14 protein-coding genes are annotated in these 15,398 nt (G+C 54.8%); 8 read left to right on the top strand and 6 right to left on the bottom strand.

Features of this window, described 5'->3' with window-relative positions:
- Nucleotides 1–235: 235 nt before the first annotated feature.
- Genes HX866_RS27120 through HX866_RS27100 form a run of 5 tightly spaced genes read left to right on the top strand, consistent with a single transcriptional unit; the run spans nt 236 to nt 4,877 of the window.
- Nucleotides 236–640, top strand: coding sequence for a TIGR03757 family integrating conjugative element protein (locus tag HX866_RS27120; protein WP_177140767.1), 405 nt, complete (start codon nt 236–238; stop codon nt 638–640).
- On the top strand, nt 637–1,584 hold the full coding sequence (locus HX866_RS27115) for a TIGR03756 family integrating conjugative element protein (protein WP_177140766.1): 948 nt from the start codon (nt 637–639) through the stop codon (nt 1,582–1,584). Before HX866_RS27120 ends, HX866_RS27115 begins: the two co-directional genes overlap by 4 nt.
- Nucleotides 1,585–1,610: 26 nt before the next feature.
- A complete protein-coding gene (locus HX866_RS27110) occupies nt 1,611–3,011 on the top strand; it encodes an integrating conjugative element protein (protein WP_177097162.1) in 1,401 nt (466 codons plus the stop codon).
- Complete coding sequence (locus HX866_RS27105) at nt 3,008–3,352, top strand: hypothetical protein (RefSeq protein WP_177097163.1); 345 nt, start codon at nt 3,008–3,010, stop codon at nt 3,350–3,352. Before HX866_RS27110 ends, HX866_RS27105 begins: the two co-directional genes overlap by 4 nt.
- Before the next feature lies 1 nt (nt 3,353).
- Nucleotides 3,354–4,877: a conjugal transfer protein TraG N-terminal domain-containing protein gene (locus HX866_RS27100; protein WP_177140765.1), complete on the top strand. Its 1,524-nt coding sequence runs from the start codon at nt 3,354–3,356 to the stop codon at nt 4,875–4,877.
- A gap of 10 nt (nt 4,878–4,887) precedes the next feature.
- Here HX866_RS27100 and HX866_RS27095 read toward each other — a convergent pair whose 3' ends face one another.
- From HX866_RS27095 to HX866_RS27080, 4 genes are all read right to left on the bottom strand, one after another.
- Nucleotides 4,888–5,247, bottom strand: coding sequence for a DUF3742 family protein (locus tag HX866_RS27095; RefSeq protein ID WP_177140764.1), 360 nt, complete (start codon nt 5,245–5,247; stop codon nt 4,888–4,890).
- 352 nt (nt 5,248–5,599) lie between these two features.
- On the bottom strand, nt 5,600–6,547 hold the full coding sequence (locus HX866_RS27090; protein WP_177140763.1) for a cold-shock protein: 948 nt from the start codon (nt 6,545–6,547) through the stop codon (nt 5,600–5,602).
- A gap of 201 nt (nt 6,548–6,748) precedes the next feature.
- A complete protein-coding gene (locus tag HX866_RS27085) occupies nt 6,749–7,300 on the bottom strand; it encodes a DUF2857 domain-containing protein (RefSeq protein WP_177097169.1) in 552 nt (183 codons plus the stop codon).
- 79 nt (nt 7,301–7,379) lie between these two features.
- Nucleotides 7,380–7,679 carry a hypothetical protein gene (locus tag HX866_RS27080; protein WP_177140597.1) on the bottom strand — a complete coding sequence of 100 codons (300 nt, stop codon included), beginning with the start codon at nt 7,677–7,679 and terminating at the stop codon, nt 7,380–7,382.
- 1,480 nt (nt 7,680–9,159) lie between these two features.
- Here HX866_RS27080 and HX866_RS27075 point away from each other — a divergent pair.
- Together HX866_RS27075 and HX866_RS34485 are read left to right on the top strand one after the other, a co-directional pair.
- Nucleotides 9,160–9,741: a hypothetical protein gene (locus tag HX866_RS27075; RefSeq protein ID WP_177140762.1), complete on the top strand. Its 582-nt coding sequence runs from the start codon at nt 9,160–9,162 to the stop codon at nt 9,739–9,741.
- A gap of 167 nt (nt 9,742–9,908) precedes the next feature.
- Nucleotides 9,909–10,559: a hypothetical protein gene (locus tag HX866_RS34485; protein WP_256345015.1), complete on the top strand. Its 651-nt coding sequence runs from the start codon at nt 9,909–9,911 to the stop codon at nt 10,557–10,559.
- Nucleotides 10,560–10,620: 61 nt separating this feature from the next.
- Here the strand turns inward: HX866_RS34485 and HX866_RS27065 are convergent, their stop codons facing one another.
- Nucleotides 10,621–12,345, bottom strand: coding sequence for a chemotaxis protein (locus HX866_RS27065; RefSeq protein ID WP_177140761.1), 1,725 nt, complete (start codon nt 12,343–12,345; stop codon nt 10,621–10,623).
- Entirely contained in the window at nt 12,342–14,111 is a 1,770-nt protein-coding gene (locus HX866_RS27060) for a hypothetical protein (protein WP_177140760.1), read from the bottom strand. The genes HX866_RS27065 and HX866_RS27060 overlap by 4 nt, the downstream gene beginning before the upstream one ends.
- A 763-nt stretch (nt 14,112–14,874) precedes the next feature.
- Between HX866_RS27060 and HX866_RS27055 the strand changes: the two genes are divergently transcribed.
- On the top strand, nt 14,875–15,255 hold the full coding sequence (locus HX866_RS27055; RefSeq protein ID WP_177140759.1) for a hypothetical protein: 381 nt from the start codon (nt 14,875–14,877) through the stop codon (nt 15,253–15,255).
- The last annotated feature ends 143 nt before the right edge of the window (nt 15,256–15,398 follow it).

Raw genomic sequence — 15,398 nt, 5'->3', positions numbered from 1 at the left:
AGGTTGAAGCTCTTCAATGAACACGGCTGGATCAGCACGAAACTATGAAATTTGATCTTGATCAAGCCCGCTTCGGCCGTCCATGGTCACGAGGCACACGAGTCAAGTTCGATGCCCTTGCCCGGTCACCTCCGATGAGTCTCAAAAAAAACCTGTCGCACGTAAACCAGTTTCATGGCTGCGATCGCTCCGCATTTTGAGCAGGATTCGGGTTTCTGTTACCCGGAGACTTCTCATGATGCTATTGCCCTCCCCTCGGTCACTTGGCTTTGCTGCCCTGCTGATCGTTCCCCCCGCTGGTTTCGCCAGCGCCTGGGTCATCACCGACTCGGCTCACCCTGTTGAGGTGGCCGAGGACATTCGTGTGACTCACCTGGATCGCCTTGATCACCTGGAAGTGGCGCTGTCCCAGGGACTGCCGGCAGACCCCGCTCAAGCACAGGCCCTCTTTCAAGCCAACATGACCACCGAGGCCGCGGCCGAGATCAGCCAGGCGCACCAGGACGTGGTGGATGCCTGGCGCCTGGGCATCACCAAGATGCCGGCCGTGGTGGTTGATCAGCACTACGTCGTCTACGGCGACCCGAACGTTGAACGTGCGCTGGCGAAGATCGAGCAGTTCAGGAGGGCGCAGCCATGAGCCGTCGTGTCGTCCGCTCGCGTGTGACCGCTTGGGGACTGGCCGTCCTGGCCCTTCCCTATTCAGCCCTGAGCCTTGCCCTGAACACCGCCACCATCGTGCCCACGGTCTCCTCCCCAGACTGCCTGGACTACCAGGTCGTGGGGGTGTGCTATTGGCTGCGGTGCACCACCTTCGGCTGCGACGTCAACACCTCGGCCAAGGTCCGGCATTACGTGCCCGATGCCGTGGTCTCCAGTTATTCCGTCACCGGCGAAAATCCCTGGACGGAAGTCAGGTTGCTGAGCCCGGTCAACCCGACAGCCCAGGGCGGTGGCAGTGGCACGACCAACAACACCCACGAGAACAACCTCTCGGTCTTCAAGAACGTCGATGTGATCGGTCACCCGGGCATCGCGGCGTTCAATGCCTTTGCCAGCGGTTCGGGTTACACCTGCGCGGGGGCAGGAACGCCCTACACCCCGAACTTTCTCAGCACCCTGGACCCGCTCGGTTGGCGCCACGGCATTCCGGAAAGCGTGTTCCCGCAGTCCTTGATCCCAGGCCTGCGTGAGATCGGCAGCCGGTTGTCGCTGAACCTGTGGGGCAGCGTGTACCCACGCAGCGGTTTTCTGCACCAGCCCGACGACCACAAGGCCTCGGCCGTGATGGCCCAGCGCGCCGGGGACATCGTGACCCGACCGGGCCAGGTGCATGTGTACCGGCCGCTCCTGGCGCTGCCCAGCCCGGGTTACTGGCCGGCGGGGGAATTGCGCGAATCCGATCCCCTGACGGGCAAGTGGCAATCACTGGCACCGGTACCCAGCCCTTCCTGCTCGGTCTTTCCAGACCCCGGCCCGCGCGTCCAGGCCATGGATGGCGCTTACGCCTGGTCGCTGTGGCGTCCCTACACCTGCTGCAAACGAGAAGGACAGACCTTTCTCGGCAGCACCGGTCCTCACTGATCCCACCCTCACAACGGAGCCTTACCATGACTTGGATGTCAGTTTTTCACCGGCCCGGCGCCCGCCCCTGGCTGGCCCTGCTCACCGCCCTCTCAAGCCCCCTCGCCTTCGCGGCCTCCCCCAGCCTCAGCAGCTCCGGCAACGTGATCGGTGATGCGGTGCTGTACCACATCGGTGGTGGCAGTGCCGTGTCCATGGGCCGTGCCGGCAACATGCGCAGCATCGGTGTGGGCGTGGGTTGGAACAGCAACCTCATGTGCGGCAACATGGACCTGTCCACCACCCTGCACAATCAGCTCAATGGGCTCACCGATGGCTTTCAGAGCATCATGGGCAGCCTGATTCAGAACGCCACCGGGGCGGTCGCTTCGCTGCCGGCATTGATCATTCAGCGGGCGGACCCGGCCCTGTACAACCTGCTCACCAACGGCATTCTGCAAGCGCGCTTGGACTTCGACCGGTCCAAGGCGACGTGCCGCGCCATGGCCGAGCGCATGATCACCGTGGCCGGCAACCAGAGCGGCTGGGGGTCGCTGGCCGAAGGTCAGGCCCTCAAGGAAGCCATCGGCCAGAACCGCGATGCCGTTGCAGTGACCGCCCAGGCCGAGTCGGACAAGGGCAACACCGGTGTTCCCTGGGTGGGCGGTGACAAAGCCGGTGGCCGGGGCCAGCCTCCCATTCGGGTGGTCAGCACCGTGACCAAGGCCGGCTACAACCTCCTCAATGGGCGCAGCGCCACCGAGACGTCGAGCATTGCGCCCGTCGACTGCAACGACGGCATGCTGTGCGGCACCTGGCGCTCCCCGGACGAAGCGGCAGCCTTCGCCAACCGGGTGCTGGGCGAGGTGGAACAACAGACCTGTGAAAACTGCACCAAGAGCAGTGCCACCGCCGGTGTCGGCCTCACGCCGCTGATTCAGGAAGAATACGAGGGCAAGCTCCAGGCGCTGCAAGACCTGATCACGGGGAGCAAGCCGCCCAACCATGACAACTTGTCGGCCGCGGGCAGCAGCTCCATGCCCATTACCCGGGGCGTGATCACCGCCTTGCGTGATGAGCCCGACCAGGAGCTGCTGGCCCAGCGCCTGGCCTCTGAGATCGCCGTGACCAGCATCCTGGAAAAAGCCCTGTTGCTGCAGCGCACCCTGCTGGCCGGTAAGAAAGAACCCAACGTCGCCGCCAACGAGATCGCCACCACCGCCGTCAACCAGGAACGTGAATCCCTGCAACAGGAAATCACCAACCTGCGCACCGAGCTGGAACTGCGTCGTTCGCTCACCAGCAATGCCCCCGCCGCCATCATCGCGCGCCACACCGAGCGCAAGGACAACTCGCGCACCATCTACGAAGGCGACCCGGAAACCAACCGCCTCGAGCAGGCCGAGAAGGACACCACCAGTCGCCGCACCCGGAGCTCCCAACCATGAACCCAAACAAACCGTTCCGATTTCGTGGTGCAGGCGTTTGGTGGCCTGTCGCCGTGGCGCTGTTGGTGGTCATCGTGGCAGCGCTGTTCAACCTGGGGGGCATTTACCTGATGCACAGCCTGCCCGCCTGGCAGGCCTGGCGCGCCGAGTCCTATGGGTACTTCCTGGTCTGGCGGGTGGCACTCTACAGCCTCGTGCTGTGGGGGTGGCTGTGCTGTCGAGCCCGGCTGATCAGCCGGGACCCCGAGGCTCGCCCAGGGCTGCGCAGGGCCGAGATCGCGGTGGGGCTGGCCTTTGTGCTGATGGAATTGTCCCGTGCCCACAGCCAGCTAGGAGGCTGACATGACGCTCTACACCAACGATTATCTGGAGTACTACCTGACCCTGGTGGGTTGGCTGGTCGGTAACGGCATCTGGGATGTGCTGATGGACTCAGGGCTCTTTGCCTTGCCAATCTTTGCGATCCTGCTTCAAGAGTGGCTCAAGGCCCGTGACGAAGGCGCCGATGAGGGCAACAAAGGCCTCTTGGCCAGCACACGTATCGAGAGCCGTCTCTGGCTGGCCACGGCCGTGATCATGTTTGCGGGGGTGCCCTTCATTGAACTCAACCTCACCACCCTGCAGTTTGACGACACGCGCTCGCAGCAGTGTCAGTACCAGGTGCCTGCGCCTGAGGACACCGGGTGGGGGCGCTCCTTCACCTCCCTGAATAATCAGAGTGCCCGTGTGCCGGTGTGGTGGTGGTTTGTGCACTCGATGTCCAAGGCGGTGACCGGTGCGGCGGTGGCCGCCATCCCCTGTGGCACGGACCTTCGGCAGATGCGCATGCAGGTCAACACCACCCGGTTGCATGACACGGTGCTCACCCAGGAAGTCGCGGACTTCACCAACGACTGCTACGGCTATGCCCGGGCCAAGCTGTTCATGAGCCGCCCGACCCTGAGCGACGAGCAGACCCACGACATCAACTGGATGGGTTCTCGCTACTTCAACGAGCAGTCCGGGTACTACGACACCTACCACTCCAAGACCCCGCGGACCGAGTGGCCTTACGACCCGGTCCGGGACATGGGACTGGCCGAGGTCAGTCATGGCGGCGGTTACCCGACCTGCAACCAGTGGTGGGCCGACAGTGACCAGGGGCTACGGGCTCGGTTGTTGACCCAGATCGACAGCAGCCTGCTGGAACGCTTTGTTCAGTGGGCCAACTTCGTGAGTCAGGAAGAGGTGAACGACGCGATCATTCGGCAGGTGGTGTCGCCGGCCAACCAACGGATGTCCCTGGGTAAGGTTTACAGCGACTACGGCGGGCAAGTGGGTGGCTCAATGTTCAATGACATGAGCCGTGTGACCGGTGCCGTTGGGGTCGGGGCGGGAGCCATGGTGTACTTCCCCGCGATGGATGTCGTGCGCCAGGCGCTACCCATGGTGATGGCGGCACTGAAAATGGCGTTGGTGATCTGCATACCGCTGGTGCTGATGTTCAGCACCTATGACCTCAAGGCAGCGGTCACCGTCTCTATGGTGCAGTTCGCGATGATCTTTGTGGACTTCTGGTTTCAACTCGCCCGCTGGATCGACACCACCATTTTGGATGCCCTGTATGGGTTCACATCCCCTCACGCCAATCTGAACCCCCTCCTGGGCCTGAACAACATGCAGGCCGACTGGCTGTTGAATTATGTGATGGCGGCGTTATTCATTATATTGCCGACGTTTTGGATGACAGCATTAACTTGGGCTGGAATCAATACAGGAGCAGCCCTTCGAGGGTTGTCAGATGGTACCAATGGTGCCCAGCAACAAGGAGCTAATGGTTCGAGCAAAATAAAGAGCAAAATGAAAAAAACCTCACCAAAAAAATAATAACCGGCATCTATAAGTCATGGTGAAAGGCTGGGTCATTGATGTTCTCAGGAGCATAAGGGTCAGGACATAGCTTTTCACCATCAAATACCACTATATCTTCATCAGTATCCAAATCAGCCATTAGCATTTCCTTGAGGACAAAAAGACTTATAACAAAGACCGCAATCCAAAACGCCAAATACAAGAAGCCTCCAATCAAGGCCAACCTAACCACTAAAAAAATCATAGTATTCATTGTTGGCGGCGAGCCTTTCTTCCCCATCCAGCGAGCCGCCTTTTCCTCAAATCTCAAATAGCGGCCAGACGCCCGGGCAATCCATTGCCCCATACGATAGAAAAGCCCCTTGTTCTTCGTTTCGGCTACCATGCTGTGGACCTCGCGTTGAAATTCCGTTCTTCGCCCACTCCAAATGGTGGGTGCGATTGTTCAGATCAGCTTTGCAGATGATCAAAAATTGCGCCTGTAGGTCTTTTCGGCAAATGCCGACGGATTAGCCTTTTAATTGATAGGGTGCCGAACGAGTATCACCTTGAAAGGCCACACGGCACTACCTTACCCGCCTCCGCTCCCACGTCGTATCTATCAGTCCAGACCCAGACAGATCGACTTTCTTTGAACAACAAAATGTGACCACTGACGTTCAATAACAGAGTGACAACAGCAGAGAGGTCATAATAAAATCCGAAAAGCGACTTGAAACTCAAAAAGACATTAAACCCTATTCGTCACGACAAAACTTTGGATCATTAAGATTTTCAGATGAATAGGGATCAAGGCAAACCTCGTTTGGATCTAAAGGCACTGCCTCCCCACCAGCGTCTGGCTCATCTCTCCAAATACTGCCCAGTGCCAAAAGCCCGATCATCAAGACCGCAACCCAAAACGCGAAATACAGAAACACTCCAACAAAAAACAGCCTCGCCGACCACTTCAAAACGGCCGCCAAAATGGCTGGCAAACCTTTGTTCTTCAGCCAACTCACGGCGATCACCTCAGACCTGAGGTAGCGGCCCGAGAATCGGCCCAGCCAATTGCCAATGCGATAGGCAGGTCCTTGATTTTTGATTTCATCTTCCAAGGGTTGTGCGTTGCGTCGCCTCCACCACTCCTGCAACGCTTGCATCTGCGCTTTTGAGTCCGCGACTAGCTGAGGGTCTGAGGTTGTTCTGATTGCCTTCACGACAGCGAACTGAGCGTCAAACCGATGCATCGTGTATCGGTAGTTCGAGCCGGCTTCTTCTTCGGTGTACTTGGACAGTGAGGCCTGCAGCACCGCGTTCGCCCCCCATTTCCTGGCCGTCTCTATTAGCAGCCGGCGGGCCTCGTTGGGGTCGCTGGATCTACTCCAGCCTTTGCCGGTGATGAGCACCGTCCGCATGCCTTTCGGCGGACCGCCTTTGGACCAAACGAAGTCGTTCGGATCCACGTAGATGGTTGTCGGGCCAAGCCCAGGAATCACACGCTTTGCCTTTAAGCCTTTGGCGGAAGATGTAGGCGTGAACGTGACATTCTGTCCCGTTGCCAGAGACGCTCTCCCTTCGACGTCTTGAAGATGGAAAAAGTATTGCTCGCCGTCTTCCCCCTTAATGAATCCGTACTCCCCAATCGGTACAACGTGGGTGACAACACCCGCGGTGCTACCGGCCGTTCTGTGCTCACGCTCCATGTCCATCACTCCAACCATCCCTATCGTTATCAGCCGCCGATAGCCCGCCTGTCGTTACTTCATCAACCACGGGGCTGAATCAGTCAGGTCTGACTGAGGCGTGCCTGCGGCCGCTCTCGCGCAGGATCGGGTGAAGGGAGCCATGCTCCCCTGACCCGAACGGTAACCGCCTCATACAGCGGTGACCGAATCAGCAAGCCCTCACACCAATTCCTCAGCCATCCAGCGCCGGACCTCGCACCAGATCATGCACAGGCTCAATGAGAGCTCGCATTCGGCCATCGACATGGCAACTTCCAACACGGATCGCAGGTCCCGCACGTCCGTCCCCTGCTCTTTCGTCAGTCGGGCCCAGTGCTGCCAAAGGCGGGTCTCTTCCTCAGCTTCGACGAAGCGCCAGCGCCCCTTACGAAGAGGAATCCCCAGAAATTTCCGTCGGGCGGCAACTTCCTTGTGCGTCAAGCCAAAGAGCTCACCGATCATACGCGCACTCGCTCCCAGGCAGAGCGCGCGGTAGATCGCGTTTTCGTCATCCATATTGTTGGCACGCGCCAGCAACCGATCGACGACGGCTCCATCCACGACGACCCTGAACCAGGGAACCGATGAGTTCGCCAGGGCCCCTATTTTATGGGGGTCAATCAAGCTTTTCAGATCCTTCTGCTTAAACCCCATCGCCAGGCAGCTGCGCAATTGGCCATTTTTGATGTTACTCATAATCTGAAAGGCGACAGCCAGATTCAAAGAATGCACATGTACCTCCACCACTCCATGGTTGTTACGGTCTGACTGACAAGCCGACCGTCTTCAAAGCTCAGCCATCCAGCGAGCCCTATGTCCTTTCACACTGTCCTCGAAGCTGGACTTTCAGTACCTCGACACCGGCCCAGCCCTCAAGGCGACTCACCAGCTCATACAGAAAACCACGCATCCTCAATTGCTCGGGATCGAGTTTGAGCTGGATCGTGTAGGTGTCATACCCCGTGGCATCAGGATCGAAATCCAAGTGTTTGCCCTCCCCTTGATCGCTCTCGCCTCCAAGGCCGAGAGACAGTGATAGCAATTGCTCATTGCTCAGGTTGAGCTGGACCGTGTAGGTGCCATTGCTCGTGACATCAGGACTCAAATCCATTTGTATGTTCTCCCTGTGATCGCTATCGCCTCTAATGGCTGATAGACAGTGATGTCTGAACGGACTGCTTCAATTTTCCTCTACGACCTTGCGAAGCCGTATCGGTCATTCATCGAATAATGCCTCACCACAACCGCTCAATTTTGTGGTGCCCTAATTATGTAGTGCCTCCGCTAAGAATCGGCTGTCAGAAAAAACGCCGCACCATGGGAGAAAAGCATGCGCCCGTTGTGAGTCGCTTGTTTTCGCGAGAAATTCGTTAAAATTCGCTCAGCCCTCCAGCCGATAACACATCGTCTGCACACGAAGAACGAAGCATCTCCTTACAATCAGCCGAGAAAGGGCTGGCTATCTCAGTCAACGGGTTTGGCCCGACTATTAGATCTGGATGACGGCTAGCAACAGCTTCTTCCCAGGTGGTTTTTCTTCATAGCCAACCTGCACTAACGGCTCATTGATCGGTTGAGGCTCACCCAGCCTTTACCCGTGTGAGCAGTCGTCAATAGACACCCCAAAAAGACCATGGCCGCTGTCAGCGGCATAGGAGACCGTAGTGCGAGATCCAGCATCGAAATATGATCTGAGTTCGACTGAAAGTCTGTTGAGTCGAGAAATTTCAAATCAAGGCGATAAGTTATGTGCCTCGATCAGAGAGCTGCACACGTCTATTAGACAACAAGGCGAAAAAATCGCCACACTCAGCAGAACCCTCAACGATCAGCGAGACAACCTCAGCAATGAAATTGCTAATAAAACCGCACTTAAAATTATTGCAGAACACGACAGGGTCAGGAAACAAAGGTCCGAAAATATCTGGCATTGGTTTTTTGGCATAAGCTCGGGGCTGGTCCTACTGATAACTATTTTCGTCCCAAAGTAAAACTTTGGCCGTCGGTACTGACGCCAGTATCAACCGACATTGAGGTTGCGACGCTACAAATGAGCCGTGTCGATAAGGCACCCTAAATCGGCATTTCCACGCAATGCAGCAGCGAACAGTTGAGGTTATGTCAGGGCGTCGGTATAGACATCGGCGCCCTTCCCTGCGAAGTGCTCCGGCTTAAGCGGCGTATCCATGAGGCAGATCCAGTGACAGAGCGTGCGATACAAAAATATTTCCTCCTGTACAAAAAACAGCCCTCGCCGCTCCCCGCGCGGCCTTGCGAAGCCCGCGTATATCTGCGCGCAACTAGCTAGGCCATTTCCTACATTTACACAGGAAGCGGCTGGCTATCTCGACCAGTGAGTTTGGATCGATGATTTGGTCTGGTTCGCTGTCGTTGGCAGCACCTTCCCAAGTGGTCGTGATCTTCGAGGCCACGGTGTGCAAATAGCACATTGATCATCCTTAGTTCGCCCAGCATTCGGAAGCGCGAACAGTCGCCGACATGTTCGCCGATCGAATGCCCCACCCCACCGTGACGGAGTCCTACCGTCAGGTGGTGCCTCCTCGTCACGTATTCATTGAGCAGGAGACACCATGAGCAGATCTATGACTCTGTATAACGCGCTGTCAGTCATCAGCGTACCACCGGATAAAGCCAGAGCCGTTGTAGAGGCTTGGGAGACCGAAATGAAAACAGTAGCGTCAAAATCCGATCTGATACGGGTGGAGAAACAGCTGGTTCAAAAAACCATAGATCTAGGTCGAGAGTTGCGTGGCTCGATCAAGGAAATTAGCGACACGGTCAAAACACATACCGTGCAGATAAATACGCTCAGCCAAGCGATTGTTACCCAGGGGACCGAGCTTCGCGCGGAGATGAAGGAACAGGGCAATGAGTTTCGGCTTGCAATGGAAAGACAGGGCAACAGCTTCTCTCTTGCGATGGAAAAACAAAGCAGCGAATTTCGACTTGCTATGGAAAAACAAGGAGGCGAACTTCGGCTTGCAATTGAAAAGCAAGGTAACGAGCTGAAAAAATCCATTTCGGACTTAACCGCTGACGTTGATAAGAAAATGACTGTCACATGCTGGAAATTCGGCATAATTTTCGCTTTCATAGTCATTCCATTAGGAAAATTCGCCTTCGATTATGTTGTTAAAGAATGGACGTTCTGATTCATCGTTTCACCACTCTACCGGCAGGTTTCGGCCTGTGGTTTAAACGCTTCAAGATGTGGGCGTTGCCTGCGTCGCTCTGATACACCACCATTTCTGCCCATGCGGGGAACACTCCCCGTCCGGGCGCAGTGTCTCTCCGTTTTGGGCTTTCCCTGGAGAGACCTATGAAACTAGATGCACTCACACCGCAACAGGAAGCATTGCTCAACCTGCCTGTCGTTTTCACGCCGAGGGCATGGCATGAGAGTGTTTACATAGCGCAGCCACTGAACATCGCCGAACAGGGCTATCGCCTGACTGCAGTGCTTCAGGCCGTTCGCAATGCCATCATTCAGGAGCGTTGGGATGATGAGCCATTGTTCTTTGATTTCAGCCATGAATGCTTTCCCTCCTCGGGTGAGCGATTGGCAAAAACCTGGTTGAAACTAAGCTTGGTCGTAGACCGTTCGGACGACGAACAGAATGTGCTGAACCTCATGCTCAAGCAGGAGGCCGAAGCGCTTGAAAAGCGGATTCCTGGAGAGCTCTTTGCTCTCGGCGAGCTCGTGATGACCCAGGGTGTAGAGGCACTCATACAACAAGGATTGTTGGACATAGCCCCGTATCTGGACCGTCACCTCTGCGGTGATTGGGGAGAGTTATCTGGATCGGACAGGGCAAAAAACGAACGGGCGGTGCTGACCGGCGCCAGCTTGTTCTCGGAATACGAAGTGGATGTTGGAGCCGTGAAAAAGCTCTGGATTGTCACCTCGGCAGACAGGAGATTCACCTCCCTGCTACTGCCCGTTGAACCCACCCTGCCCCAGCTTGGCTGAGGCCCACTGACCGTCTACCCGCCTTTTCAGGCGAGTAGGCGGTATTTTCGTTCAGTGGACTCTAGCCAGTAGAGACTGCGGCCCCTTCGGGCAGGGCTCTTACTTGCTTGAGCAACGGTAGCCAGAGGTTGGGAGGAGGAGGTAGTCGGTAATGCCTACACGCCATGACAAGAATAGGCCAGTGACTGAGCTTGATAGCAGATAGCGCGTTGAAGTGCTCATCGCGAGCGCACTCAGTAGCGATCATTTCAATGGCAGCGTTACCGTCTGCGGTTATAGGGATGTCTGTGAGCGCCATACCGTGACCAAGATTACCGCTGTATACCCTACCTTCGCTATCAGCGCCTGGTATCCACAGTTGCAGATTACAATGCGTAAGTCGCTCGTTGACGAGTTCGGAAAGGACCTGAGTGTATTCTGTTTCCCCGAGCGACGATGCCCAGATAACCAAAATAGGTATGAGGGTGCTACCTTTAGTCTGGCTTTCACGGTGCTCATCATTCTGCTCACGAGGATGATCGATCAACTCTCGATAACTCCCTTGGATCGTAGGGTACTGGCCATGCGTATTATAGGTGAACAGGAAATTATTTATTAGAGCATCGCAGTAACTTTGGGCTAGCGGTTGCCACTCCTTAATCATGGACAAAAATATGAGCGAAATACAAATATCAATGGATTGCTCATCAGCTATCGGGGAAAGTAAGCAACGGTTATTTTCGATGAGTTTACAAATTTGCGCCGCAAGAGCACTCGCCCTGGTTAAATCTCCATCACTGCATACACAAGGAATATCAGCCGAATTTTGCCCCCAAAGGAGCCATAAACCACGAAGAGACAATCTTCCAAGCGTCTCAAATAATTTAAGGTTAACATCGACAGCACATCCGGAATTTACGGCAGAAGAAACAGCGTGCCTGAATTGAACAAAGGGTAGCACCTTGTTACCAAGAAATTCGTCCCAAATTTGAAAATGTAGATCAACCAGTTCAGAGAAAGTTATTCCTATGTCCTCTGAAAATTTCCTATCATGTCCAATATCACCGTTAATAAGCTGCCACCCTTGTAGGATTGCCAGCTCACTAGCTCTATAGGGCGCCTCCAGATTACCTGAATCCCGCGCCCAAACGAAAATCACCCAGAGACAGATGTAGATTTGTCTAACGCTTGTGAGCCGCTCCTGTGGCGTTTCGTTTTTAGCAGACATCAGCCCCATGACCAACTGAGAGAAATGCTTAAAAGCGATTTCAGGCTCATCCAACATCGCGACAGATTTCTGGAAACTATTGCGAAGGTTTTCATTAACCAACTGCTGTCGAAGAATTCCTTCGCTCAGAAGCCCAGCTAGGTAGTCGCCGTTCCACTCTTGGAAGGAAATCCTGTCACTCGAATGCGCTTTGATGAATTGGTTCAAATTACCGCGCACGGCCTCTTGGACATCGCCGCCAAAACATAAACAAATTACAATTTTCAGATGCTCATGCTGTTTTGGGATTTGCACAGGGATGTAGAAGTCGAGAATTTCATTAATCGAGCTTCGAAGTGCCTGCAACGTCCCATCCCAATCGGCTCGTGTCAGATCGCCCTGCTTAATGGAAAAAAGGAATATTTTCTCCTCGCCTTCATCCGCCCCTAATGCAGCTACATCTACACCATACTGACGGGTTCCCACAGACGGACGCGAAATAACATTGTAGCCTAGCTCACTTAATAAGTCAGGCAAGACAACATCCAACTCGCGACGCTCACGTAGCGAGGCGAGATATTGTCGAAAAACGAGTTTCATTGAGAGCGCCTCTCAAGTTTGAAATTCAGCAGCGTGCTGCGAAGGCCTGCTGGATCCAAAATTTCTTCTCGTGGCAACTCAAATTGGCGGCTATAGGTCTTTAGCTCAACCTCTATCCGCCGAAGTGGAAGCGACGGCCGCCCACCTTGTTGAACTGACGCAGATAAATCTTTGACCCAACTCACCATGCCATTCCCATAGAGCAATACCCGATGAGAAACGAAATCTGCTAGAAATGAATGTTTAGTCCCCTTACGCATGGCATCGGCCATACTATCAGAGCGAAGTTGCCACTCGATCTGGCGCTCCCTTTCGGATGGTTGGAACTCAGGAACGAAGCCAATTTTTTCTATCCCGCTCAAGTAATCATCCAACCGAGCAAGAGCATGCCGAACCATTGGGCTTGCCTTGTCTTCCTTATCGTCCGCCACTGATCTGAGGTATTTCTCGGCCAAGCTCGGATAATTGATGAGCACAGGGTCAAACAAAAGCCCTCGTAACTCGTTAATCTGCGCAAACGACGCAGAACGCCCTAATGAGACCATCAGCGTTGCAATGTTCATAGGTTTCGAGAAAAAAGCTGCGATAGCCTTGCGTGCAACAAAACCGTAATCGAGTTCGGCGAGCCGAAATTGCGTGAAATCGATCTGAAACCGGTGTTCATCTTCCCCATCGAAGAGTCCGTCATTGAGCTCTCGACAGAGCGCATACTCCCCCGACATTAGCCAAGAAACGACCCATTCATCCAACTGTTTGGGTTTGTCATCACGAAGCCCCTGGATGACAGAGTCAAAATGACTGAAGGAGAATTTTTTTCCGTCTCGAAGCACCAATGTCTCTATATAATTTCGGGCGTGTTCTGCGCTCCCCTCCTCAATGAAGTGGGTGAGCGCCAGGTCAATCAAATTCAGTGTATCAACGTCTGGGTTAATACTGTAGAGAACACTCAGCAAGGACTCCCTTACCGTGATGTCGAAGCCCTTGAAGTTGAAAGCCAGTGCATACGCAACTTCACGCGCCACTTTGGATGAAGTGGGCGCCGTCGCCTGAGTCACCAAATCGTGTATCGTTTCAGCATGTACGACAGGAGCTGACTGAAACCACGAGAGTGCCGTTTTTAAAAGCGCGCTGCGAACCTCTTCCGATGTTTCGCGCGTCAGAGAAGACTGGAAAACACCTAGCACCCTGATCCATTCATCGTTTTCAACGAACGAGACACTTATCAATGCACGGATGACATCGATCCGCTGCAACTCGCTGCCAGAGACCAAGAACTCATACGCGCGATCAGAAAAGTAGGCTGAATCTACCCTGAGCCCGCACCGAATGGCTATGGCAAGACTATGATATTTCGCAGCGCTTGGGAATTCATCATCAATGAGTTTAAGCAGCTCCAGTGGGCGCTCCGGTGAAACTGAGCACCATACGCCCAGCGCATCTGTCGCGACCACAGAACCAACATTATCTGCTTCGTACAGAGCATCGAATGCGAATAGAATTGAGGCGGCAGGTGTATTGAGTTTTCCTAGAAGCCTTCCATAAATTTGTCGTCCATGCTCACGCACGTGTCCATGGAATAAGTCGAGAGCGCACGGTTCCAATACGTTCAGTAGCTCCACTTCTCCATCGTTATGTGCATCCGCTAAGACATCGGTCAGTGCATCATAGTCCTGATAGCTACACCCCCAAAAGTTTCTGAAAATAGCATCCAACAATGTGCCGCGCTCTGCCTCTGCCACTATGTCAGCACGTGTAGGTACGGTCATATTTTAGCTCCTTGCTTCGCGCGGCTTTATAACGTGTCATGAACGTAAAGCGGCGCCGTCAATATCTTGGAAGCTGACTTGAGCTAATCGCGCAAATCGTTGGGTACACTCCCTTGTTTACAGCACAGACTCAGCATCATTACTGAGCCAGAGCCCGCGCCTTGCAACCGTTGGGAGGGGCGATATTTGTTTCCTTATGTGTACAGGATCCAGGTTCCTCACCACGATAATCTGTGCAGCCCAAAAATTTCCTAGCACGACCATTACCACGTTCTTTCCTCCGATGCCTAGGCCAGCGTAGAGGAGTGCGGCTCAACCTACGAGAGTTGGCTGTTGGATCTGTTGCAGGCCGTGAGCAAAGCCCATCACCGGCAACCGGATGATCGGCAGCTTCATTTCGGGCTCTAGCAGCGGTTATACACCGGGCGTCGCACGAAGCAGTCCTCCCTGGAGCTGACACTCAATCTGGTGGAAACGGACCCAGCGATATCGTATCAGCTCCTGTCACTCAAGGATGAGCGGGTTGATTCCTGACCTGGGCTCACCCTACGGTAACACCTCACTCAAGCCCGACGTTGTCTGGCTTTTTTTATGTCTGTGACAAACGCCCACGGCCATGATGAGCCATCGCGGCAAAGCCTACGAACAGGCCCTCATTACCGAGGGTTTATAACTGAGCAAAACGTTGCGTCTGCATGGAATCGGATTACCCTCTGCGAACCGGCTCAATCGAAGCGGAAATGCAATGTAGGAGAGGCAAAAAATGGATGATTTTCAGCGTGCACTCACCATCACGATCATCAATGCCAGCGGTACCGACCTCCTGGTGAACTATGGCGTGTTGACGGGTGGCAACTGGTCAACAGCACCGGCTCCCGGCTCCGAGATCACACCGGCAGGCCAGCAGAGCTATGTGAATGGCACTTCTAACACTTTCAGTGCTCTTGGCGGCCAGATTCTGCTGACACCGGCTAGCGGCGGCACAATCAACCCGACCTGGTCCTTGCCTGTCGGTGGCCCAGTATCTAGCAGTGTGAACGCCACCTCTCTTACCGGCTTGGCTGTCACCAGCCAACTGATTAACACACAAACCAATTTTCCCACCCTACAGGTGATGATCACCAACGCCTCTACGTTCGGCTAGCGCTTCGAGCTCGGCAAAAGCGCCTTCGCTTAACACGCGTGGAGATGAAGGCTGACATTTCGGTGCCAGCCTGCTACCCATATGATTTGGCTGTAGGACGGAGTCACGTCACAGGTTCAAACCTACCCCGAATCCACTGGCAA

The sequence above is a fragment of the Pseudomonas gingeri genome (assembly GCF_013386165.1).
GTDB classification, from domain to species: Bacteria; Pseudomonadota; Gammaproteobacteria; order Pseudomonadales; family Pseudomonadaceae; genus Aquipseudomonas; species Aquipseudomonas gingeri_C.
This window is presented reverse-complemented; position numbering and strand designations above follow the sequence as displayed.